Here is a 21,234-nt window from a genome sequence, read left to right on the forward strand (position 1 = left end):
TTCAACGATCGTCGGAATTCGGGCCGGCCGACGCCGCGCGCCGCAGCCGCGCGGCGAATGCGCCGGTTCCCGCGAAATACGCCTGCACGCGCTGCAGCACGCGCGGCGTGCCGGGCAGCGCCGGCATCGGCGCGAACTGCGGCAGCGTCGTCGCCGCATCGGCTTCGGCCGGATAGATCCGCACCTGCACGTCGTACCAGCCGGCCTGCCCCGTCACCGGATCGGAGTTCGACAGGCGCGCCCCGCCGCGTGCCGCATCCGGCAACTCGTCGGTGATCACGTGGTTGAGCAGGAAGCCGCGCTGCGATTCGCCCGCGTCGGGCCCGAGGTTCCATGCGCCGGACGCCTTGCCGATCGCATTCCACGTCCATACGGTGCCGGGCTCCACGGCCTCGCTGTAGCGCGCGCGGCACCGCACCTTGCCCCACGGCGATTCGACGTAGATCCACGCGCCGTCGTCGATCTGCTGCGCGGCGGCCGTCACCGGGTTCACGAACAGGTGGTTTTCTCCGTGGATCTGCCGCAGCCACGCGTTCTGCGAATCCCACGAGTGGTACATCGCCATCGGCCGCTGCGTGATCGCCGCGAGCGGATAGCGGTTCGCATCGGTCAGCCCGCTCTCGAGCGACCGGTGCCAGAACGGCAGCGGATCGAAATAGCGCGCGATGCGCTCGCGCAGATGGTCGGGCGGCTGGCGGCCCGACGTGCGGCCCTGCGCGGCGAGCCGGAACTTCTGCATCACGTCCGAGTACAGCTGGATCACGATCGGCACGCCGAACTTGCGCATCCCGTTGTCGACCGCCCACTGCATGTACGGGCCGTTGCAGTTGCGCATGTACTGCAGCGGCTCCGGCAGCCGGTGGTGGTACACGCAGTTGTTCTCCGCGTAACGCTTCCACTGGTCGGGGTTCGGCTCGCCGACGACGGCCTTGTCGCCGTCCTTGCCGCGCCAGCCGATCAGGAAGCCGGTGCCCGAATTCGGCGCGGTCTGGAAGTTGATGACGAAATCCGGATAGTCGCGATACTTGCGCTGCCCGTCCGCCGTCGTGAAGGCCGGAAACTTCAGCCGGCTCGCGAGCTCGATCAGCACTTCCTGGAACGGCTTGCATTCGCCGGTCGGCGGCACGACCGGCACGCGCACCGAGTCGACCGGCCCGTCGAATTCGGAGATCGGCCGGTCGAGCACCGACATCACGTCGTGCCGTTCGAGGTAGGTCGTGTCGGGCAGGATCAGGTCGGCGAACGCCGTCATCTCCGACGCGAACGCATCGCACACGACCAGGAACGGAATGCGGTACTCGCCGTCGTCGCGCTTGTCGACCAGCATCTTGCGCACTTCCGTCGTGTTCATCGACGAATTCCACGCCATGTTGGCCATGAAGATCAGCAGCGTGTCGATCGGATAGGGATCGCCGCGCCACGCATTGGTGATCACCGAATGCATGAGCCCGTGCACCGCGAGCGGGTATTCCCACGAAAACGCCTTGTCGAGCCGCGCGGGCGTGCCGTCCGGATGGATGAACAGATCCTCGGGGCCGGCCGGCCAGCCGAGCGGGCCGGTCGCGAGCGGCGTGTTCGGCTTGACCTGGCCGGGATCGTTCGGCGGTTTCGCCGAAGGCGGCACCGCACGCGGATACGGCGCCTTGTGGCGGAAGCCGCCCGGCCGGTCGATCGTGCCGAGCAGCGACATCAGCACGGCCAGCCCGCGGATCGTCTGGAACCCGTTCGAGTGGGCGGCCAGCCCGCGCATCGCGTGGAACGCGATCGGCACGCCCTTCACCGTCGCATGTTCCTTGCCCCACGAATCGGTCCAGCGCACCGGCAGCTCGATCGCCTGCTCGCGCGCGACCGTCTCCATCTCGCGGGCGAGACGGCGGATCGTGTCGGCCGCGATGCCGGTGATGTCGGCCGCCCATTCCGGCGTGCAATCGGCCACCTGCTCACGCAGCAGCGTGAACGACGGCGCGACCGGCGTACCGTCGTCGAGCGTATAGCGGCCGTCGAGCGCCGGCTCGGCGCCCTCGGTGTGGTGCAGCACCGCGCGGTTCGTCTTCGTATCCCACCACATCCGGTTCTGCGGATACAGCGCGTTGACCTCCGGCGCATCGGCGTCGCGCACGAACAGTCCCGACGTATCGGCATCGGCGCGCAGGTCGATCAGTTCGCCCGCATTCGTGAAGCGCGACACGAACTCATGATCGAACGCATCGCGCGCGATCAGCTCGTGCATCAGCGCCATGAACAGCGCGCCGTCGGTGCCGGGGCGGATTGGAATCCATTCGTCGGCGATCGCCGCATAACCGGTGCGCACCGGATTGATCGCGATGAAGCGGCCGCCCGCGCGCTTGAACTTGCCGAGCGCGATCTTCAGCGGATTCGAATGATGGTCCTCCGCGGTGCCGATCATGAAGAACAGCTTCGCGTTGTCGAGATCGGGGCCGCCGAACTCCCAGAACGAGCCGCCGATCGTGTAGATCATCCCGGCCGCCATGTTCGCCGAACAGAAACCGCCGTGCGCCGCATAGTTCGGCGTGCCGAACTGTTTCGCGAACAGCCCCGTGAGCGCCTGCATCTGGTCGCGGCCCGTGAACAGCGCGAAGCGCTTCGGATCGGTCGCGCGCAGGTGCGACAGGCGCTTTTCGAGCACGTCGAACGCGACCTCCCACGACACGGGCTCGAACTGCGCTTCGCCGCGCTCGGCGCCCGGCTTGCGCATCAGCGGCTGCGTGAGCCGCGCGGGCGAATACTGCTTCATGATTCCCGACGAACCTTTCGCGCAGATAACGCCCTGGTTCAGCGGATGCTGCGGATTGCCGTCGATATAGCGCACTTCGCCGTCGCGCAGGTGTACGCGGATGCCGCAGCGGCATGCGCACATGTAGCACGTCGTCGTCTTGATCTCGGCCTGCTCGTCGCGCTCGCGTGCCCGATGTTCCATCGTCTGTCCTCGTTCGCGGATGACGGCGCACCCCGCCGGAGCGCGCCCGTGAATCGGTTCATCCATGCTATGCCGGCGGGCAGCCGACATAAAGTCGCATCCTCCGATCGGTCCTATCGGTCGGCCTGATAGTTGGCCGGGCCATCCATCGGATCGCCGCCCGGATGGCATGCGCGAAGGCCCGGCGCGCGCACCGGGCCTTCGGCGTCATGCATTACCGCCCGTTACCGCGGCGGAAACGCGAGCAGTTCGCTGTCGTCGAGATGCTCGCGGCGGCTGCGGCGCGTCAACCCGTATGCGACGACCAGCACGCCGAGGCTCGCGACGCCGAGCCACAACGGCTTGCGCTGGTCGGGAATGAACGCCATCGCGACGAGGATGCCGATCATCCCGACGATCGCGACCCAGGTGAGGTACGGGTACGCCCACATCTTGACGCGCAGCTTGCTCGCGGCCACCGGGTCGAGACGCTTGCGCAGGCGCAGTTGCGAGAACGCGATCAGCACGTACACGAACAGCGCGACGGTGCCGTACGAATTGACGAGGAACGCGAACACGGTCTCGGGCGACACGTACGACATCACGACCGATGCGTAGCCGAACACCGTGCCGAGCAGGATCGCGCGCACCGGCACGCCGCGCTTGTTGACCTTCGCGAGCGCGGCCGGCGCGTCGCCGTGGCGGGTCAGCGCGAACAGCATCCGCGAGGCCGCATAGAGGCCCGAGTTGAGCGCGGACAGCACGGCGGTCAGCACGATCGCATTCATCACGTTGGCCGCGGCCGGCAGGCCCATCACTTCCAGCGCACTCACGTACGGCGTGGCCATCTGCGCGGAATTCCACGGCACCAGCGCGACGACGAGCGCGACCGAGCCCACGTAGAACACCAGCACACGCGTGATCACCGAGTTGGTGGCCTTGGCCACCGCCTTGGCCGGCTCCTTCGCTTCGGCCGCCGCGATCGTGACGATCTCCGCGCCGAAGTAGAACCCGGTAGCCGCAACCGCCCCGCTCATCACCGGCCCGATGCCGAGCGGCATGAAGCCGCCGTGGCCGAGCAGCGTCGGCAGCACGGCCGTCGTGTGCATCGACGACGGCCACAGGCCGAGCACGTAGAGGCCGCCGAGGAACAGGAACACGATGATCGCGCCGACCTTGATCGACGAGAACCAGAATTCGAACTCGCCGTAGCTGCCGACCGAGATCAGGTTCGTGAGCGTCAGCACGACCAGCAGCGCGAGGCTGATGATCCAGGCCGGCGTGTCGGGCAGCCAGAACTGGATCAGCTTCGCGCCGGCGACCGCTTCCAGCGCGACGACGATCACCCAGAAATACCAGTACATCCAGCCGGTGAGGAAGCCCGCCATCTTGCCAGGCCCGCGCCAGTTGCCGAACGCGAGCCGTGCGTATTCGTAGAACGAACCGACGGCCGGCATCGCGCACGCCATCTCGCCGAGCATCCGCATCACGAGCACGACCAGCCCGCCCGTGATCAGGAACGACAGGATCGCGGCCGGCCCGGTCTGCTGAATCACCACGCCGCTGCCGACGAACAGCCCGGCACCGATCACGCCGCCAAGCGCGATCATCGTCATGTGGCGCTGCTTGAGCCCACATTTCAGGTCACTCTGGTTCGAGGGTTGCATGTCTTCTCCATATCCAGTTGTCCGGCGCCGCCCGCGTCACCGTCGGGTGAACGCGTGCGCCGCCGGCGACGGCGCGTACAGGGGCGCCTGCAGCCCCGGCCGCACGGATTTCCGTTGCTTTTCTTGTATGGGATGCCCCGGCGCGAGCGCGCTGCGCCGGGCGGTGCATGCCGCGTTCAGGGCTTCTCGTCGTTCCTGAAGTACGACACGTAGAGCATTCGCTGCCCGAGACGCCGGAACGGCGCGAACGGGTGGCCGGGCAGCGGTGAAGTGAAGATCGGCAGCGTCTGGCGTGCGCCTTTCCCCGCGATCTGCTCGGCAAGGCGCCGGCCGGCCTGCTGCGAGTACGACACGCCGTTGCCGCCGTAGCCGAGCGCGTAGTACACCGACTGCCGCGGATCGGGCTGGCACACGCGCGGCATCATGTCGTGGCTCACGTCCACCCAGCCCCACCACGAATAATCGATCTGTACGTCGCGCAGCGCGGGAAACTTGCGCGCCATCCCTTCCTTCAGCAATTCGAAGTGACGCGGGTTCGGCGCGTCGTCGCCGGTGATCGCGCTGCGGCTGCCGATCTGCAGGCGGCGATCGGGCAGGAAGCGGTAGTAGAAGCGCAGCGTGCGCGTATCGGTCAGCACCTGGGTCGTGCGGAAGTTGCACGCGTCGATCTCGGCGTCGGTGAGCGGCCGCGTGACCATCGAGTTCGACAGGATCGGCATCACCTTGCTGCGCAGCGACGGATGCAGCGTCTGCGCGGTGTACGCGCCGGTCGCGATGCCGACCGCGCGGGCACGCACGACGCCGCCCGGCGTGCGCAGGTGGTGCACGCCGTCGATCGTCTCGAAGCCGAGCACGGGGCTGCTCGTATGCACCTTCGCGCCGGCTTCGCGCGCGAGGCGCAGGTAGCCGAACGCGAGCTTCAGCGCATGGATGCCGATGCCTTCCGGCTCGTGCAGCGCGCCGGCCGCCTCGTGGTCGTTGATGAATTCGCGGCGGAACGTCTCCGCGCTCAGCAGTTCGGACGGATAGCCGAACACGTCCTTCCAGACCTTCGCCTCGGCCGCGAGCTTCGCCATGATGCGCGGGCGGTGCGCGATCAGGAAATGGCCGCCCGGCTGCGGATCGCAGTCGATTTCCGACACGAGCGACTTGAAATGCTCGAAGCCCTCGAGGATCTCGTCGTGCATCTTCAGCGCGACGTCCTTGCCCCAGCGCTCGATCCACTGCGAGCGCGACAGCCGGCCCGACGCGTTCTGCCCCTGGCCACCGTTGCGGCTGCTGCAGCCCCAGCTGGTGCGGTTGGCCTCGAGCACGACGGCCTTGATGCCGTGGTCCCGCGCGAGGCACAGTGCGGTCGCGAGGCCCGTGTAGCCGGCACCGATGATCGCGACGTCGACATCGAGGTCGCGCGTGACGGGGCCGTCGTCGGGCGGCGGGGTGCCGGCCGTCGCGACCCAGTAGGTCGGCGCGTACTGCCTGCCGCATCCGGGGCCCGGCGACACGAGCGGATCGTAGGTCGGGTCGTAGCGCGTATCGTTCGGCCGGCCCTGGGCAAAGCCGCTCGCGCTGCGTTCGATGGAGCTGGTCGACATGATCAGCCCTCCGACACGGGCGTGCCTGCTGCGCCGCAACGGGCGCACGAGGCGTTTCGACTGACTGATGCGGGGCGCGCGCTCGCCGCGCGGGCGGATGCTGCCGACTGCCTGTGGGTCATGCCTGTCTCCTGATCGTGCTCTTCGGGTCGATCGTGTGCAGATGCTTCAATGCGGCGATCTGTCGAGGCAAGTGTAGGCAGGCCGATTTTTCGCAGGTAGGTCCAGTGGACCGGATTCGCTTGGACCAGCGCGCGGGCCGGCGCGCGGCGGGCCGACACGGGGCGCGGGCAGCGGGCGAATGCGCGAATGCGGGACCACCGGCGACCGGCACGCCGATACGGCCCCGCCCACCGCCCAGCCGGGCGCAACGTCACATCGCGCGAACCGCGACGCCGGCCATTGCGCCGCGTTTCTCGATCGCCCGCGCGGACACGATCGACAGGAGTGCAGACAACATCACGTAAACCCCGACGAGCCACGGCGCACCGCCGTTCACGCGCAGCAGCGCGGTCGCGACGATCGGCGTGAGGCCGCTCGCGAAGATGCCCGACACCTGGTAGACGAACGAAATGCCGGTGTAACGCACGTTCGCGTCGAACAGCTCCGCGAACAGCGCGGCCTCCGGCCCGTACGCCATCGCGTAGAAGATCCCGAACGGGATCACCAGCGCGAGCCACACGGCGAGCAGGTTCGTCGACTGCGTCTGCAGCAGCCAGAACGCGGGCAGCACCGACAGCCCGCACAGCGTCGCGCCCCACCGGTACACGCGCGCCCGGCCGAGCCGGTCCGACAGGCCGCCGAACACGGGGATGAACACGCACATCACGACGGCCGCGCTCATCACGCCGAGCAGCGCGTCGCCGCGCGAGATCGACAGGTTGCGCGTCATGTAGCCGATCGAGAACACCGCGAACACGTTGAAGAACACGCCGTCGATATAGCGCGCGCCCATCCCGAGCAGAATCGCCTGACGATAGTTGGCGAGCAGCTCGACGACCGGCAGCTTCGTGTCGCGCCGCTGGCGCTTGAGCGCGACGAATTCGGGCGTATCGGCCACCCGCGTGCGGATGTAGAAGCCGATCGCGACGAGCAGCAGCGACGCCGCGAACGCCACGCGCCAGCCCCATGCGAGGAACGCGGCGTCCGGCAGCACGCGCGACAGCAGCGCGACGACGCCGGCCGCGAGGCACAGACCGATCGCGAGGCCGATCTGCGGCAGGCTCGCGTACAGCCCGCGCCGGTGCGGCGGCGCGTATTCGTACGCCATCAGCACCGCGCCACCCCACTCGCCGCCGAGGCCGATGCCCTGCAGCACGCGCAGCGTCAGCAGCAGCACCGGCGCCCACATGCCGATCTGCGCATAGGTCGGCAGGAACGCGACGCCGGCCGTCGACACGCCCATGATCAGCATCGTCAGGATCAGCGCGGACTTGCGCCCGACGCGATCGCCGAGATGGCCGAACAGCAGGCCGCCGAGCGGCCGCGTGACGAAGCCGACCGCGAACGTCGCATACGCGAGCATCGTCGACACGAACGCATCGTCGACCGGAAAGTACTGCTTGTCGAACACGATGCCGGCCACCACGCCGTACAGGAAAAAGTCGTACCACTCGACGGTCGCGCCGATCACGCTGGCGGCGGCCACGCGTCGGACGACCCGGGAATCGATTGCCATGCGAGCTTCTCCAGGTAAGGATGCGCCGCAACCTGCCCCGGCGCCGTGCCGGCGGGGGCATCGATGAGCGCGCGGCGGCCGTCCGGGCGCAGGAGCACGGGCCGCGCGGGCGCCCTGTCCTACGCGACTGCCTCGGCGGCCGGCGCGACGCTGCGGCCGCGATCGGCCTCGCGCGCGTCCTCGAGAATCATGTCGGACGCCTTCTCGGCGACCATCACGATCGGTACGTTGGTATTGCCCGATACGAGTGTCGGCATGATCGAGCAGTCGACCACCCGCAGCCCGCGCGTGCCGTACACGCGCAGCCGCTCGTCGACGACCGCGAGCGGATCGCCCGCGACACCCATTTTCGCTGTGCCGGACGGATGGAAGATCGTCTGGCCGTATTCGCGGCAAAACTCGAGCAGTTCGTCGTCCGTCCGCGCATCCGCGCCGGGCCGCACTTCGCGCTTCATCAGCGGCGCCATCGGTTCGGCGGCCGCGACGCGACGCGCGAAGCGCACGCCGGCCACCGTCGTGCGGCGGTCACGCTCGGTGTCGAGATAGTTCGGCTGGATCGACGGCGCGTCGCGCGCATCGTCGGTGCGAATCCGCACGGTGCCACGCGATTCGGGCCGCAACTGGCAGATCGAATACGTGCAGCCGGGAAACGGATGCACGCTGCCGCCCGCCGAATCGGCCGACAGCGTCGAGAAATGGAACTGGATGTCGGGCGTCGCCGATTCGTCCGGCAACACGCGGCAGAACATCCCGCCCTGGTTGATGCCGATCGCGAGCGGGCCGTCGCGGAACAGCGCCCATTGCAGCCCCATCTTCGCGCGGCCGACCCACGAATGCAGTTCGTCGTTGGTCGTGATCGGCTTCGTCACCTCGTAGATCAGCCGCACCTGCAGATGGTCCTGCAGGTTCTCGCCGACGCCCTTGCGGTCGGCCACGACCGGAATCCCGTGCCGGTCCAGCAGCGCGGCCGGCCCGACGCCCGACACCTGCAGCAGTTGCGGCGACTGCAGCGCGCCGGCCGCGAGGATCACCTCGCGCAACGCGCGCACGTCGTGCACCTTGCCGTGCTGCACGTAGCGTACGCCGGACGCCTGCGCGCCGTCGAACAGCACCTTCAGCGCCTGCGCGTCGGTTTCGATGTGCAGGTTCGGCCGTCCGCGCGCGGGCTTCAGGTACGCGACGGCCGTCGAGCAGCGCAGCCCGTTGCGCGTCGTGAGCTGATAGTAGCCGACGCCCTCCTGGTCGCCCGTGTTGAAATCGTCGACCGTGCGCACGCCGAGCCGGTTCGACGCGGCGACGAACGCATCGACGAGCTCATGGCGCTGCCGGATCGCCGACGCCCACAGCGGGCCGCCGGTGCCGCGCGTCGGCCCGTCACCGAGCGTGTTGTGTTCGAGCCGCCGGAAATACGGCAGGCACTCGCGCCAGCTCCAGCCGCGGTTGCCGAGCGCGGCCCAGTGATCGTAGTCCTGCTGCTGCCCGCGCACGTAGATCAGCCCGTTGATCGAGCTGCAGCCGCCGAGCGTGCGGCCGCGCGGCCAGTACAGGCGGCGGTTGTGCATGTTCGGGTCGGGATCGGTGTGGAAGCCCCAGTTGTACACCGGGTGGAACATCGTCTTGCCATAGCCGATCGGCACGTGGATCCACATGTACTTGTCGGCGGGGCCGGCTTCCAGCAGGCACACCGTATGGCGGCCGCCGTCGGACAGCCGGTTGGCGAGGACGCAACCGGCCGATCCCGCGCCGACCACGACATAGTCGAAGCTGCGTGTCATTCCGTGTCTCCGTTCCGGGGTATGAGAAAAATCCGGTATGTTTTGTCCAAATTTATGGAGCACACGAAACACGTACAAGCCGATTTATTGTCCACGCCGCGAATGTGGTACAAAAACCGTTCAATTCGTTTCATTTTTGCCTGATACGACCATCCCGGGACGCACGCCGATCCCGACGGAGGAGACACATGCGCGACACCGCCCCCGCGCCGCCCGACGGCGCGCCCGCCGACGACGCACGCGTGCTGCGCGCGCTCGCCGTGCTCGAAGCGCTCGCGTCGGCCGGACAGCCGTACACGCTGTCGCAGCTCGCCGCCCGGCTGCACATCCCGAAGGCGACGCTGCTGCGGCTGATCGAATCGCTCGAGACGCGCGGCTACGTGATCCACATGCCCGACTCGCGCGGCCACGACCGCGGCATCGCGCTCGGCCCGCGCGCCGCGCAGTTCGCGCTCGCGACGCTGTCGAACAACACGTTCACGCGCGGCTGCCGGTCGGTGCTGCGCGCGCTCGTCGACGTGCTCGGCGAGACCTGCAACCTCACCGCGCTCGACGGCGACACCGTGCTGTACGTCGAGCGCGTCGAGACGACCGAGCCGCTGCGGCTCGAGATGCGGCCCGGCATGCGCGTGCCGCTGCATTGCACGGCGAGCGGCAAGCTGTTCCTGTCGCAGATGAATGCGCTGGAGCGCAACGCGATGCTCGCGCGGCTCACGCTGAAGAAGATGACCTACCGGACGCTGACCGACGCGCAGTTGCTCGCGGCCGAGCTTGACCGGCTTGCCGCGCGCGGCGTCGGGATCGACAACGAGGAATTCGTCCGAGGGATGGTGGCCGTGGCGGTGCCGGTGAAGGATGCCGCGAGCGGCCGCGTGCTCGCGGCGCTCGCCGTGCATGCGCCGACCGCGCGCGCGACGCTCAACGACCTGCTCGAGAACGTGCCGAAGATGCGCGATGCGGCCACGCGGCTCGCGCCGCTGCTGCACGGGGCCGACGAAACGCCGCCCTGTTGATGCTGCCGCGCGCGCTCAGAGCTTCACGCGAGGTGGTAGCGCAGCCAGAAGGTTTCGCGGCACGCGTTGTCGAACGTCAACCGCGACGGGCTGATCGGCTGCGCATCGGGATGATGGAGCACGTCGTAATCGATCCAGCATTCGGCGCACAGCAGGTCGGACGGTGCGCGATCCTGCTCGACCGAGCGGCGCACGATCGCGCCGTTGTCGAAACGGTATTCGGTTTCGTCGCGCGTGACCTCGACATCGTCGTCGGTCCAGCGGTCGTGCGACGTCGCGTGCGACACGATCCGCACCGGGCCGGCGAGCCCGTGGATCGCGGCAACGTAGGAAATCAGCTTGTCCATGGCGAGGCGGTGAACTGGCGGATGGCCGCTTCGCACAACGCATGCTGCGCGAAACGGCCCGAGCGGCGAGTATAGCCGTGCGCCGAAGACCTTGCCGCCGGCGGGGTTTCGCGCGCTACGCCTCCAGCGCGAGCACCGCGAGATACCGATCCGACTAGGCGAACAACGCTTGCACCGCGCCAAGATGCGGCGAGAGAAACGCCGCGCGATCGGTCTTGCCGGTGAACACGTCCACTGCCCCGTCCGCCATCAGGAAACGCATGTCCTCTACGCCCAGATAACCGAACAGCGTTCGCAGCCACGGTTCGAGGAAATTGCGCTGCGCCCGTTCCGCGTCCGGCCCGTAGAGCCCTCCTGCCGCGATCACGAAGGTCGCACGCCGCCCCCCGAGCAACCCGCGCGGCCCGGACGGCGTCGTCTCGATGGTCTCCCCTTGCCTGACGATGTGATCGAGCCAGAGCTTGAGGTGCGCGGACGGCCCCCAGTTGTGCATCGGCACGCCGATCACGTATTCGTCGGCATCGCGCAACTCGGTCGTGAACGCGGTCGACAATGCCAGCATCGCGTTCTGCTGTTCGGTCCGTACATCCGGCGGCGTGAAGTTCGCCGCGATCCACGCCGCGTCGATCGGCGGCATCGCCATGCGACACAGATCACGTTCCACGACCCGCCCGCCGGGATGCGCGTGCAGCCAGTTACGCGCATACTCCTGCGTCAGTCGACGCGAAATGGACGCATTGCCCATTGGGCTCGAATCGATTTGCAATAACGTGAACATCGGATCCCTCCGGTTGAAGTCGGTCCGATGTTATTCAACCCAAAGGTTGATTGTCAACCTTTGGGTTGAATATAATTCCGCCATGAGTCCCTCCATGAATCCACACGATCGTTCGCCCGACCGGCTGGACGCCATCTTCAGCGCGCTTGCCGATCCGACCCGCCGGTCGATACTTGGACGGCTGCGCGACGGCAGCCTGACCGTCGGCGAGCTGGCGGCGCCGTACGACGTGAGCCTCAATGCGATCTCCAAGCACGTCAAGACGCTCGAGAAGGCAGGGCTGATCCGCCGCGAAATCCGGGGGCGCGAACACGCGTGCCGGCTCGATGCGGCGAATCTCGAGGAAGTACAGCACTGGCTCGACCATTACGCCGAGTTCTGGGGCGAACGGCTCGATGCGCTCGATCGGCACCTCGCCGCCAGGCGAAAGCTGAAGCCGTCCCAGTCATGAGCAGTCCCGCGATCACGGTCCGCAAGCTGCTCCATGCGTCGCGCGACGAGGTATTCGACGCATGGCTCGACGCGGACGGCCTGTGTGCGTGGATGCTGCCCGGCACGATGAAGCATTGCGACGCGATGCTGGAGCCGCGCGTCGGCGGACGCTTTCACATCCTCATGCGCTCGTCGCGCATCGAGTACACGCACACCGGTGAATACCGGGTGCTGGACCGCCCGTCGAAGCTGGTATTCACGTGGCAGTCCTCGTACATGAGCCAGCAGGAAACGCTCGTCACGATCGATCTGTTCGACCGCGACGGCCTGTGCGAACTCGTGCTGACGCATGAGCACGTACCGCTCGAGATGGCGCCGAAGGGCGTCGCGACCGGCTGGCGGCAGATGCTGGACAAGCTGGACGTGTCGCTGCAATCGCAGGGCGACGGCATGATTGTTCGGCCGCGGACCTGACCCACCGGACCGCGCCCCTTCCCGCTCGCGCTACGCCTCCAGCGCGAGCACCGCGAACGTCGCGAGCCAGTGCTCGCCCATGTAGTCGCCGGCCACGTGCGCGAGCGCGCTCGCGAGATGCCGGTCGGCCGCATCGAGCAGCTTCGCACGCCGCGCATCGCCGTCCGGCAGCGCACCGGCCAGCGCGCGCTGGCACCATGCACGGCTCAGGTTCAACCCGTCGAGGTGTGCGATCTTGCCGTCGCTGCGGTCGCTGACCGTCGCCGGCTCGAACAGCGTCGCCGGCTCGCCGCGCGCGAGGTCGGGCAGGAAGCGTGCGAACCAGCCGTCGAATTCGGCCGCCGGCAGCACGCGCCGCATCAGCTCGGCTTCCATCAGCGCGGGCGACAGGAATTCGTCGCCCGACGGCTCCCACGCCTGGCATGCGACGTCGTTCAGGTGCCAGCGCTTCGCGGTATCGACGATCAGCGCCGCGAGCCCGTCGCGCTGGGTGTCGCGTGCGAAGTCGAGCGTGAGCGCCAGCGCGAACGCGGTGTTGAAGTGCGTGCCGACGCGCAGCGGATAGGTCGCTTTCGGCAGGAAGGTTTCGAAGCGCGACACGAACAGGTCGGTGAGCGGCGCGATCGTTTTCGCCCAGCGCGCGGCCTGCGGCAGCACGCCCTTCAGCGCGAGCCGCTCGAGCTGCGCGGCGAGCGCGAGCAGCCACGCCCAGCCGTATGGCCGCTCGAAGCCGCTGTTGTGCGGCAGTGCGAGATACGCGCGCTCGCCGGCGACGTTCGCGTCGGTGAAGTGCGCGTCGACGATCGCGACGATGCGTTCGGCCTCCGGCAATGCCGGGTAGCGTTCGAGCACGCGCAGCACGAGCCAGTAGCCATGCACGCACGAATGCCAGTCGTAGCTGCCGTAGAAGATCGGGTGCAGCGCGCGCGGCCCCTGCACGTCGTGCGGCCCTTCGAGCGAATGCGTGAGCTTGTTCGGATATTCGCGGGTCAGGTGCGCAAGCGCGAGCGACGCGAATTTCGAGGCGAGTTCGGGAGTAAGTCGGTCGGTCATGTGGGCATCTCGTCAGAAACGGAATACGAACGCATACATCAGCAGCGTGTTCACCGCGAGCAGCAGCACGGCTGTCGGCCACTGCGCCTTGATCACGCCGTTCTTGTCCTTCAGTTCGAGCAGCGCCGCCGGCACGATGTTGAAGTTCGCGGCCATCGGCGTCATCAGCGTACCGCAGAAGCCGCTCAGCATCCCGATCGCGCCGACGATCGCCGGGTTGCCGTGGAACTGGTGAACGATCAGCGGCAGCCCGATGCCGGCCGTCATCACGGGGAACGCGGCAAAGCCGTTGCCCATGATCATCGTGAACAGCGCCATGCCGACCGTGTACGCCGCGACCACCGCAAACGGCGAATCTATCGGCACCCAGTCCTTCACGAGCCCCGATACCACGCCGCCGACGCCCGCGACCGCAAACAACGCGCCGAGCGCTGCGAGCATCTGCGGCAGGATCGCAGCCCAGCCGACCGCGTCCATCGTATGGCGCGCCTCCTTCAGCGCATGCACGGGCGAGTCGCGCAGCATCGCGATCGCGACGACGAACGCGACGATCGTGCCGAGCACGAGCGAGATCAGCGTCACGCTCTTCGGGTCGATGAACGGCACGAGCTTGAGCGTGAACGTGCCGATCAGCGTGACGACCGGGATCAGCAGCGCGGGCAGGAACAGCCGGTTGCCGAAGCGCTGCGCGAGCGTCTCGCGCCGCGCGGCCGCCGCTTCGCCGGTTTCGTCGGATTTGCCGCGCCCGAGCTTGCCGGAGCCTGCGATCAGCGCGAGCGCGATCGCGAGGCAGCCCGTCACGAAATGCGGCAGCAGCGCGCCGAACAGGAACGTGACCGCGTAAATGGCCCAGAACGCGAAATTGACGACCCGGCGCGGGTTCGTGCGGTCCGTCAGGTTGAAAAACGCGAACGCGGCGAACATCAGCCCCGCGAGCGTGTACAGCGATTCGAGGCCGATCATCGCGTGCCCTCCTGCCCGACCAGGCCGAAACCGCGCGTCAACCGGCGGTCGAGCAGCGCGAGCCGCGTGCAGTGGATCAGCAGCGCGGCGATCGCGGTCGGGATCGCCCATACCGACAGATGCAGCGGCTCGATCGAAATTCCGTTCTGTTCGAGGAAGCCCTTGATCAGCAGGATCGACTGGATCGCGATGAAGATGTCCTCGCCGAAGAACACGGCGACGTTGTCGACACCCGACGCATGCGCGCGGATCTGCTGGCGGACCGACTCGGGCAACTCGCCATGCCGGCTGACGGCGGCGGCCTCGGCCATCGGCGCGATCAGCGGCCGCACCATCTGCGCATGGCCGCCGAGCGACGTGAGGCCGAGCGCGGCCGTCGCCTGGCGCAGCACGAAGTACAGCATCAACACCCGGCCCGTGGTCGCCGCGTGCACGCGCGAGATCATCCGCTTCGCCTGCTCCTTGAGCCCGTTGCGCTCGAGCAGCGCGATCACCGGCAGCGTGAGCCAGATCAGCCCCATGTAGCGGTTTTCGGTGAACGCCTTGCCGAACGCGCTGACGATGTCGACGAGATTCAGCCCGCCCGCGAGCCCCGTTGCAAGCCCCGCGATCGTGACCACCAGCAGCGCATTGAAGCGCAGCGCGAAACCGATCACGACGATCGGCACCCCAATCAGCACCAGCATTTTCCCCTCCTTGTGTCGGATGCGCGGCACATCGGCAACGCGCTGCCGGCCCGGTTTCGACCGGGCTCGGACGGCGAAATCTAACACGAGACTTTATCGATAAAAAGTCGACGATTTACTGCTTCGGGTAAACGTTGAAGCGGGCAAGCACCGTGCCCGGGCCCTGTATCGACGGTGTTTCATCGGACGAATCGGTGGCCGGCGAGCCCGTCTTGCGCGCGTCGGTCGCCGCACGCGACGGCGCGTGACGGCGCGCGACGGGGCGGTGTGCAACGGGCCGTCGCGCGTGGCGGAGCCCTGGTGCGGCGACTACACTGGAAAGCATCGGCAACGGACGGGAGAGCCGCCATGATTGACGTATTCCAGACCATCGGCAGCCGCGCGTTCTCCGCTCATCTGGCGAAGGACGGGATGGTGACGCTGATGGAGCAACGCCATGAGGTCGACCGCGTGACGCTCGCGACCGCCTATGCCGCGCTCGTCGAGGAGGCCGAGCAGGAAGGCGACCTGCGCGACGCGACGGTCGAAGGGATGATGCGCGCGCTGATCCAGGGGTATGCGCGCAGCCATTGAGCGCCCTGCCGCGCACCGGCTGCGCGGCAGGCGGCCCGGTGCGCCGCGCTATGCGGCCGGCGTGCCTGCGCCCATGCCGAACCACCGGCCCTCGCGCAGTTGCCGGTAGTCGGCCTGCGTGAAGATCCTCAGCAGGTTCGCGACGGCGCCGTTGCTGGCGCGGTCGCGCTCCGTCATGAAGGCTTCGACTTCGTCGCGGCCGGCAAACAGGATCGTGCTGAAGTACCGTTCGCGCTCCGCGTCGGACAGGTTCGTCGCGCGCAGCTGGTACGGATGGTGAAGCGCCGCGAACAGGAAGTAGTAGCGCTCGGCGTCGTCGCGCAGCACGCGCACCGCGTCCGGGTCGACCGGAAAATCGCGGTCGAACGATGCATGTCCGCTCTCGATGGGGATCCTGTACAGCAATTGCCCGTCGCGCTCGATGACGATCGGTGCGTACGGATCGCGGCTGACGAGTATGGTATCCGGCACGGCCATCCGGTTTTCCCCCTTTCTTTTTTGTCGAAGCCGGCACGGTAACATGCCTGCTTCGGCGGCCTGCCGTAGCGGAATCCGGCATGCACGCGTGCGCGGGCCGGGTTCTCGCCGCCGCCGGAAATGTCGCGTCGTCATAGAGGAAACGCACTGAAACGGCACAATGCGAGAATTTTTCGATTGCCGCCGCCCGCGCCGCATGACAGCATTCGGGGCGTCGCCAACCGAAAAGAATGCCGTGCCGTCCGGCCGCCGATGCCGCCCGGCAGCGCCCGACAGGCTACGCCTTCCATGAACCCGGCCCACCTCCAACATTACGAACCGACCGGAGAATTCCGCTTGTGAACATCGGCATCGTCAACGACCTCCCGCTTGCCGTCGAGGCGATGCGCCGCGCGATCGCGCGACGGCCCGAGCACCGCGTGCTGTGGGTCGCGACCGACGGCGCGCAGGCCGTCGAACTGTGTGCCGCGCAGCCGCCCGACATCGTGCTGATGGACCTGATCATGCCGAAATTCGACGGGATCGAAGCGACGCGGCGGATCATGCGTTCCGAACGACCGTGCGCGATCCTGATCGTGACGAGCTGCATCGGCGCGAACGCGTGGCGCGTATTCGAGGCGATGGGCGCCGGCGCGCTCGACGCGGTCGACACGCCGCGGCTCGGCGACGGCGCCGCCGGCGACACGACGAAACTCCTGCTCGCGAAGATCGACCAGATCGGCCGGCTGCTCGACGCGCCGGGCGGCACACGCGCGGCCGGTACGGCCGTCCGCGCCGGCGGCGGCCCGCTGATCGCGATCGGTGCCTCGGCCGGCGGCCCCGGCGCGCTCGCGTCGGTCCTCGGCGGCCTGCCGGCCGATTTCAATGCGCCGATCGTGATCGTGCAGCACGTCGATCGCGCCTTCGCCGAAGGCATGGCGCAGTGGCTCGATGGTCAGACCCGGCTCGCCGTGCGCGTCGCACGCGAAGGCGACCGCCCGCAGCCGGGCGTCGCGCTGCTCGCCGCGACCGACGATCACCTGCGCATCACGCGCGCCGGCACGCTCGAATACACGCGCGAGCCGGCCGCCACGCCGTATCGCCCGTCGGTCGACGTGTTCTTCAACAGCCTGACCGAGCACTGGCCTGGCCGCGTGATCGGCGTGCTGCTTACCGGGATGGGGCGCGACGGCGCAATCGGCCTGAAGGCGCTGCGGATGAAGGGCTACCATACGATCGCGCAGGACGAGGCGACGAGCGCCGTGTACGGGATGCCGAAGGCCGCCGCGACGCTCGGCGCGGCGCGCGCGATCCTGCCGCTCGGGCGCATCGCGGGCGAGCTGGCGGCACTCGCGCGGATCTGAACCCGACGATGAACACCCGCAATACCCATGCCGGCCCCTGTCACGACCGTAACGACCCGCATCGACCATGACCATTGACCTGACTCGCCCGCCGGGCGGCCCGACCGCGCCGTGCGCCGACGTGCCGGCGATGGTGCTGCTGGTCGACGATCAGACGATCGTCGCGGAAGCCGTGCGGCGCGCGCTCGTCGACGAGGAAGGCATCGACTTCCACTACTGCCCGCGCTCGGACGACGCGATGGCCACCGCGATCGAGACGCGGCCGACCGTGATCCTGCAGGATCTCGTGATGCCCGGCACCGACGGGCTGAGCCTCGTGAAGGCGTACCGCGCGAATCCGGCCACGCGCGACGTGCCGATCATCGTGCTGTCGACGCAGGAAGAACCGGTGATCAAGAGCGCCGCATTCGCGTGCGGCGCGAACGACTATCTCGTGAAGCTGCCCGACCGCATCGAGCTCGTCGCGCGCATCCGCTATCACTCGCGCTCGTACATGAACCTGCTGCAGCGCGACGAAGCCTATCGCGCGTTGCGGCAGTCGCAGCAGCAACTGCTCGAGGCCAATCTCGAACTGCGGCGCCTCACGCACTCGGACGGCCTGACCGGGCTGTCGAACCGGCGCTATCTCGACGAATACCTGGCCGCCGAATGGCGGCGCGGCACGCGCGAGCGCAGCGAGCTGTCGCTGCTGATGATCGACGTCGACAACTTCAAGCTGTACAACGACACGTACGGGCACGTATCGGGCGACAGCGTGCTCAAGCAGATCGCGTCGACGATCGAGCGCTGCCTCGGGCAGTCGGGCGATCTCGCCGCACGCTTCGGCGGCGAGGAGTTCGCGGTCGTGATGCCGGCCACGTCGCCCGGCGCCGCGCGGCTGCTCGGCGAGAAGATCCGGCTCGCGGTCGAGGCGCTGCGGCTGCGTCATGCGCATTCGTCGACCGGCGACACGGTGACGATCAGCATCGGCGGTGCGACCGTCGTGCCCGCGCCCGGCCTGCCGACGACCCTGCTGATCGAGGCGGCCGACCGCGCACTCTATCGCGCAAAGCACGAAGGCAAGAACCGCGTCGAGATCGATGCGACGCCAACGACGCCGGGCGCCGGCGGGTTCGGCGCACCGCGCGACGAATAATCGCGCAGTTTATTCACGCGGCGCCGAGCCGGCGCGCGTAGTCCTTCGGGTCCAGCGGACGGCTGAACAGGTAGCCCTGCTGCATGTCGCAGCCGATCTGCTGCAGGAACCACGACTGCGCCTGCGTCTCGACGCCCTCTGCCGTGACCTTCATCCCGAGCGAATGCGCCATCGCGACGACCGCCTGCGTGATCGCGACCGAATCGTGATGATCGGGCACGCCCGACACGAACGAGCGGTCGACTTTCAGGTTGTGCAAGGGAAAGCGCTTCAGGTAAGCGAGCGACGAATAGCCGGTGCCGAAATCGTCGACCGAGATCCGCACGTTCATGTCCGTGAGCGCCTCGAGCATCGGCAGCACGGTGTCCGTGTCGTTCATCAGCAGTCCTTCCGTGATCTCGAGTTCGAGCGCGGACGGATCGAGCCGCGTCTGCGCGAGACAGCGGTCGACCGATTCGACGAGCCCCTCATGAAACTGCCGCGGCGACAGGTTGACGGCCAGCATCAGGTCCGGCGCGATCGTGCGGCGCCATTCGGCCGCCTGCCGGCACGCGGTTTCGAGCACCCACTGGCCGATCGCGACGATCAGCCCCGTGTCTTCCGCGACCGGAATGAATTCCGCCGGCGACATCGGCCCGAGCTCGGGGCTCGTCCAGCGCAGCAGCGCTTCGGCGCCGACCGTGCGGCCGCTGCGCGCATCGACGACGGGCTGGTACGCGAGCCGCAGCATGTTCGACGCAAGCGCGCGCCGCAACGACTGCTCGATCGCGAAGCGGCGCTGCAGCCGCAGGTTGAGCTGCGCGGTGAAGAACGTGAAGTGGTTGCGGCCGCGCTGCTTCGCGTCGTACATCGCCGAATCGGCGTTGCGCATCAGCGTGACGGCATCGTCGCCGTCGCGCGGCGCGACGCTGATCCCGATCGATACGCCGAGCCAGTACTCGTTGTTCGCGATCGCGAACGGCTTCGCGATCGCGTCGATCACTTCGCGTGCAAGCACCGTGAGACGATCGGGATCGTCGCAGTCGTCGACGAGGATCACGAACTCGTCGCCGCCGACGCGCGTGAGCGCATACCGGCCGCCCGCGCACGCCGCGAGCCGCGCCGCGACGCTGCGCAGCAGCGCATCGCCCGCGTCGTGACCGGCCGTGTCGTTGACCTTCTTGAAGCCGACGAGATCGATGAACAGGATCGCGACGTGCGCGGGCCCCGCCGCCGCATCGTGCCCGCCGAACAGCTCGCGCATGCGGTCGGCGAGCCAGCGGCGGTTGTAGAGGCCCGTGAGCGCATCGCGCGTCGCCAGATATCGCAACTGCTGCTGCGCTTCGCGCACGGGGCCGATGTCGTTGAACGACACGAGCACCGAGTCGGCCTGCGTCTCGCCCGGTTTGACGATCGGCACCGCGTTGCCGCGCACCCAGATGACGTCGCCGTCCGCGAGGCCGAACCCGACCGTGTAGCCGAGCATCGACTCGCCCGTTTCGAGCGCGCGCCGGCTCGGCCACGCGTCGGGCGCAATCGGTGTGCCGTCCTCGTACAGCTTGCGCAGGATCACCGTCGACAGCCGGCGGCCGACGAGGTCGCCCTTCATGCGCATCATCCGGCTCGCGCTCGGATTGCTCGCAACCACGACGCCGTCGCGCGATACGACGAGAATCCCCTCGTTGAGGCTGTTGACGACGAGCCGGTGATGTTCCTCGCTGCGCGCGAGCTGCCGCGCGATCCGGTCCTGGTGCACCGCGAGGCCGACGCTGTTGCCGATGTCGCGCAACAGTTCCGTTTCCTCGTCGCTTGGCCGGCGCGGCCGGCGGTGATAGACGGCGAACGCGCCGAGCACGGCGCCCGCCTCGTCGAGAAACGGCACCGACCAGCATGCGCGCAGGCCGAGCGGCAATGCGACGGCACGGTAGTCGGCCCACAGCGGATCGGTTTCGATATCCTCGACGGCGACCATCCGGCGCTCGTACATCGCGGTGCCGCACGAGCCTGCCGCGGGCCCGATCGACGCCCCGTCGATCGCGGCGCTGTACTGCGCGGGCAACGACGGCGCCGCGCCGACGCGCACGTGCACGCCGTCCGTATCGAGCAGCAGGATCGTGCAGGATGCGCCGTCGCCGAGCAACGCCTCGGCGCGCCGGCAGACTTCGATCAACAGTTCCGGCAGCGGAGTGTTGCGCGTGATCAGCCTCAGCACGCTTTGTTCGGACGCGAGCACTTCCGCCGCGAGCCCGAGGCTGTAACGAGAACTTTGCGGTTCGGTATTCAAGATGAATCCTGCCGTCTGTCCGACCGGGTCTGATGCGCCCGGTTCGTTATCGATCCTTCGTGCCCTGT

18 protein-coding genes are annotated in these 21,234 nt (G+C 68.1%); 6 read left to right on the top strand and 12 right to left on the bottom strand.

Going from position 1 to position 21,234, the window contains the following annotated elements; all coding sequences use genetic code 11:
- Position 1: 1 nt before the first annotated feature.
- From AC5LXK_RS26110 to AC5LXK_RS26130, 5 genes are all read right to left on the bottom strand, one after another.
- Entirely contained in the window at positions 2-2,938 is a 2,937-nt protein-coding gene (locus AC5LXK_RS26110; RefSeq protein WP_493391568.1) for a molybdopterin oxidoreductase family protein, read from the bottom strand.
- A gap of 224 nt (positions 2,939-3,162) precedes the next feature.
- On the bottom strand, positions 3,163-4,584 hold the full coding sequence (locus AC5LXK_RS26115; protein WP_493391569.1) for an amino acid permease: 1,422 nt from the start codon (positions 4,582-4,584) through the stop codon (positions 3,163-3,165).
- A gap of 176 nt (positions 4,585-4,760) precedes the next feature.
- Positions 4,761-6,176: an NAD(P)/FAD-dependent oxidoreductase gene (locus AC5LXK_RS26120; protein ID WP_493391570.1), complete on the bottom strand. Its 1,416-nt coding sequence runs from the start codon at positions 6,174-6,176 to the stop codon at positions 4,761-4,763.
- Positions 6,177-6,549: 373 nt separating this feature from the next.
- Positions 6,550-7,854, bottom strand: a complete 1,305-nt coding sequence (locus AC5LXK_RS26125; protein WP_493391571.1) for an MFS transporter — start codon at positions 7,852-7,854, stop codon at positions 6,550-6,552.
- A 119-nt stretch (positions 7,855-7,973) separates the two neighbouring features.
- On the bottom strand, positions 7,974-9,629 hold the full coding sequence (locus tag AC5LXK_RS26130) for a GMC family oxidoreductase (RefSeq protein ID WP_493391572.1): 1,656 nt from the start codon (positions 9,627-9,629) through the stop codon (positions 7,974-7,976).
- A 188-nt stretch (positions 9,630-9,817) separates the two neighbouring features.
- Between AC5LXK_RS26130 and AC5LXK_RS26135 the strand changes: the two genes are divergently transcribed.
- Positions 9,818-10,642 carry an IclR family transcriptional regulator gene (locus AC5LXK_RS26135; protein ID WP_493391573.1) on the top strand — a complete coding sequence of 275 codons (825 nt, stop codon included), beginning with the start codon at positions 9,818-9,820 and terminating at the stop codon, positions 10,640-10,642.
- A 23-nt stretch (positions 10,643-10,665) separates the two neighbouring features.
- On the opposite strand, the gene AC5LXK_RS26140 is transcribed toward AC5LXK_RS26135, so the two are convergent.
- Complete coding sequence (locus AC5LXK_RS26140; protein WP_493391574.1) at positions 10,666-10,989, bottom strand: hypothetical protein; 324 nt, start codon at positions 10,987-10,989, stop codon at positions 10,666-10,668.
- Between the two features lie 154 nt (positions 10,990-11,143).
- A complete protein-coding gene (locus AC5LXK_RS26145; protein WP_493391575.1) occupies positions 11,144-11,767 on the bottom strand; it encodes an FMN-dependent NADH-azoreductase in 624 nt (207 codons plus the stop codon).
- 94 nt (positions 11,768-11,861) lie between these two features.
- Here AC5LXK_RS26145 and AC5LXK_RS26150 point away from each other — a divergent pair, with 94 nt between their 5' ends.
- Together AC5LXK_RS26150 and AC5LXK_RS26155 are read left to right on the top strand one after the other, a co-directional pair.
- Positions 11,862-12,218 carry an ArsR/SmtB family transcription factor gene (locus AC5LXK_RS26150; protein ID WP_493391576.1) on the top strand — a complete coding sequence of 119 codons (357 nt, stop codon included), beginning with the start codon at positions 11,862-11,864 and terminating at the stop codon, positions 12,216-12,218.
- Entirely contained in the window at positions 12,215-12,673 is a 459-nt protein-coding gene (locus tag AC5LXK_RS26155; protein ID WP_493391577.1) for an SRPBCC family protein, read from the top strand. The genes AC5LXK_RS26150 and AC5LXK_RS26155 overlap by 4 nt, the downstream gene beginning before the upstream one ends.
- Positions 12,674-12,703: 30 nt before the next feature.
- Here AC5LXK_RS26155 and AC5LXK_RS26160 read toward each other — a convergent pair whose 3' ends face one another.
- The 3 genes from AC5LXK_RS26160 to AC5LXK_RS26170 are packed head-to-tail and all read right to left on the bottom strand — an operon-like array spanning position 12,704 to position 15,375.
- Positions 12,704-13,726 (bottom strand): DUF2891 domain-containing protein, encoded by a 1,023-nt coding sequence (locus AC5LXK_RS26160; RefSeq protein ID WP_493391578.1) that lies wholly within the window; start codon positions 13,724-13,726, stop codon positions 12,704-12,706.
- 12 nt (positions 13,727-13,738) lie between these two features.
- Positions 13,739-14,689, bottom strand: coding sequence for a DUF979 domain-containing protein (locus tag AC5LXK_RS26165; protein WP_493391579.1), 951 nt, complete (start codon positions 14,687-14,689; stop codon positions 13,739-13,741).
- Positions 14,686-15,375, bottom strand: a complete 690-nt coding sequence (locus tag AC5LXK_RS26170; protein ID WP_493391580.1) for a DUF969 domain-containing protein — start codon at positions 15,373-15,375, stop codon at positions 14,686-14,688. The genes AC5LXK_RS26165 and AC5LXK_RS26170 overlap by 4 nt, the downstream gene beginning before the upstream one ends.
- Positions 15,376-15,723: 348 nt before the next feature.
- On the opposite strand from AC5LXK_RS26170, the gene AC5LXK_RS26175 reads away from it, so the two are divergent.
- Complete coding sequence (locus AC5LXK_RS26175) at positions 15,724-15,948, top strand: hypothetical protein (RefSeq protein ID WP_027782734.1); 225 nt, start codon at positions 15,724-15,726, stop codon at positions 15,946-15,948.
- A gap of 48 nt (positions 15,949-15,996) precedes the next feature.
- Here AC5LXK_RS26175 and AC5LXK_RS26180 read toward each other — a convergent pair whose 3' ends face one another.
- Positions 15,997-16,425 carry a hypothetical protein gene (locus tag AC5LXK_RS26180; protein WP_493391581.1) on the bottom strand — a complete coding sequence of 143 codons (429 nt, stop codon included), beginning with the start codon at positions 16,423-16,425 and terminating at the stop codon, positions 15,997-15,999.
- Positions 16,426-16,763: 338 nt separating this feature from the next.
- On the opposite strand from AC5LXK_RS26180, the gene AC5LXK_RS26185 reads away from it, so the two are divergent.
- Together AC5LXK_RS26185 and AC5LXK_RS26190 are read left to right on the top strand one after the other, a co-directional pair.
- Complete coding sequence (locus AC5LXK_RS26185; protein ID WP_493391582.1) at positions 16,764-17,768, top strand: chemotaxis response regulator protein-glutamate methylesterase; 1,005 nt, start codon at positions 16,764-16,766, stop codon at positions 17,766-17,768.
- 67 nt (positions 17,769-17,835) lie between these two features.
- Positions 17,836-18,903 (top strand): diguanylate cyclase domain-containing protein, encoded by a 1,068-nt coding sequence (locus AC5LXK_RS26190; RefSeq protein WP_493391583.1) that lies wholly within the window; start codon positions 17,836-17,838, stop codon positions 18,901-18,903.
- Positions 18,904-18,916: 13 nt separating this feature from the next.
- On the opposite strand, the gene AC5LXK_RS26195 is transcribed toward AC5LXK_RS26190, so the two are convergent.
- Entirely contained in the window at positions 18,917-21,166 is a 2,250-nt protein-coding gene (locus AC5LXK_RS26195; RefSeq protein WP_493391584.1) for a putative bifunctional diguanylate cyclase/phosphodiesterase, read from the bottom strand.
- Positions 21,167-21,234: the final 68 nt, after the last annotated feature.

The sequence above is a fragment of the Burkholderia pulmonis genome (assembly GCF_984667975.1).

What these genes read in the sequence shown, in the direction of transcription:
- AC5LXK_RS26115 (WP_493391569.1), bottom strand. Translation starts at nt 4,584, where the DNA reads ATGCAACCCTCGAACCAGAGTGACCTGAAATGTGGGCTCAAGCAGCGC.
- AC5LXK_RS26160 (WP_493391578.1), bottom strand. Translation starts at nt 13,726, where the DNA reads ATGACCGACCGACTTACTCCCGAACTCGCCTCGAAATTCGCGTCGCTC.
- AC5LXK_RS26180 (WP_493391581.1), bottom strand. Translation starts at nt 16,425, where the DNA reads ATGGCCGTGCCGGATACCATACTCGTCAGCCGCGATCCGTACGCACCG.
- AC5LXK_RS26170 (WP_493391580.1), bottom strand. Translation starts at nt 15,375, where the DNA reads ATGCTGGTGCTGATTGGGGTGCCGATCGTCGTGATCGGTTTCGCGCTG.
- AC5LXK_RS26135 (WP_493391573.1), top strand. Translation starts at nt 9,818, where the DNA reads ATGCGCGACACCGCCCCCGCGCCGCCCGACGGCGCGCCCGCCGACGAC.
- AC5LXK_RS26140 (WP_493391574.1), bottom strand. Translation starts at nt 10,989, where the DNA reads ATGGACAAGCTGATTTCCTACGTTGCCGCGATCCACGGGCTCGCCGGC.
- AC5LXK_RS26120 (WP_493391570.1), bottom strand. Translation starts at nt 6,176, where the DNA reads ATGTCGACCAGCTCCATCGAACGCAGCGCGAGCGGCTTTGCCCAGGGC.
- AC5LXK_RS26130 (WP_493391572.1), bottom strand. Translation starts at nt 9,629, where the DNA reads ATGACACGCAGCTTCGACTATGTCGTGGTCGGCGCGGGATCGGCCGGT.
- AC5LXK_RS26175 (WP_027782734.1), top strand. Translation starts at nt 15,724, where the DNA reads ATGATTGACGTATTCCAGACCATCGGCAGCCGCGCGTTCTCCGCTCAT.
- AC5LXK_RS26110 (WP_493391568.1), bottom strand. Translation starts at nt 2,938, where the DNA reads ATGGAACATCGGGCACGCGAGCGCGACGAGCAGGCCGAGATCAAGACG.
- AC5LXK_RS26190 (WP_493391583.1), top strand. Translation starts at nt 17,836, where the DNA reads ATGACCATTGACCTGACTCGCCCGCCGGGCGGCCCGACCGCGCCGTGC.
- AC5LXK_RS26155 (WP_493391577.1), top strand. Translation starts at nt 12,215, where the DNA reads ATGAGCAGTCCCGCGATCACGGTCCGCAAGCTGCTCCATGCGTCGCGC.
- AC5LXK_RS26145 (WP_493391575.1), bottom strand. Translation starts at nt 11,767, where the DNA reads ATGTTCACGTTATTGCAAATCGATTCGAGCCCAATGGGCAATGCGTCC.
- AC5LXK_RS26150 (WP_493391576.1), top strand. Translation starts at nt 11,862, where the DNA reads ATGAATCCACACGATCGTTCGCCCGACCGGCTGGACGCCATCTTCAGC.
- AC5LXK_RS26125 (WP_493391571.1), bottom strand. Translation starts at nt 7,854, where the DNA reads ATGGCAATCGATTCCCGGGTCGTCCGACGCGTGGCCGCCGCCAGCGTG.
- AC5LXK_RS26165 (WP_493391579.1), bottom strand. Translation starts at nt 14,689, where the DNA reads ATGATCGGCCTCGAATCGCTGTACACGCTCGCGGGGCTGATGTTCGCC.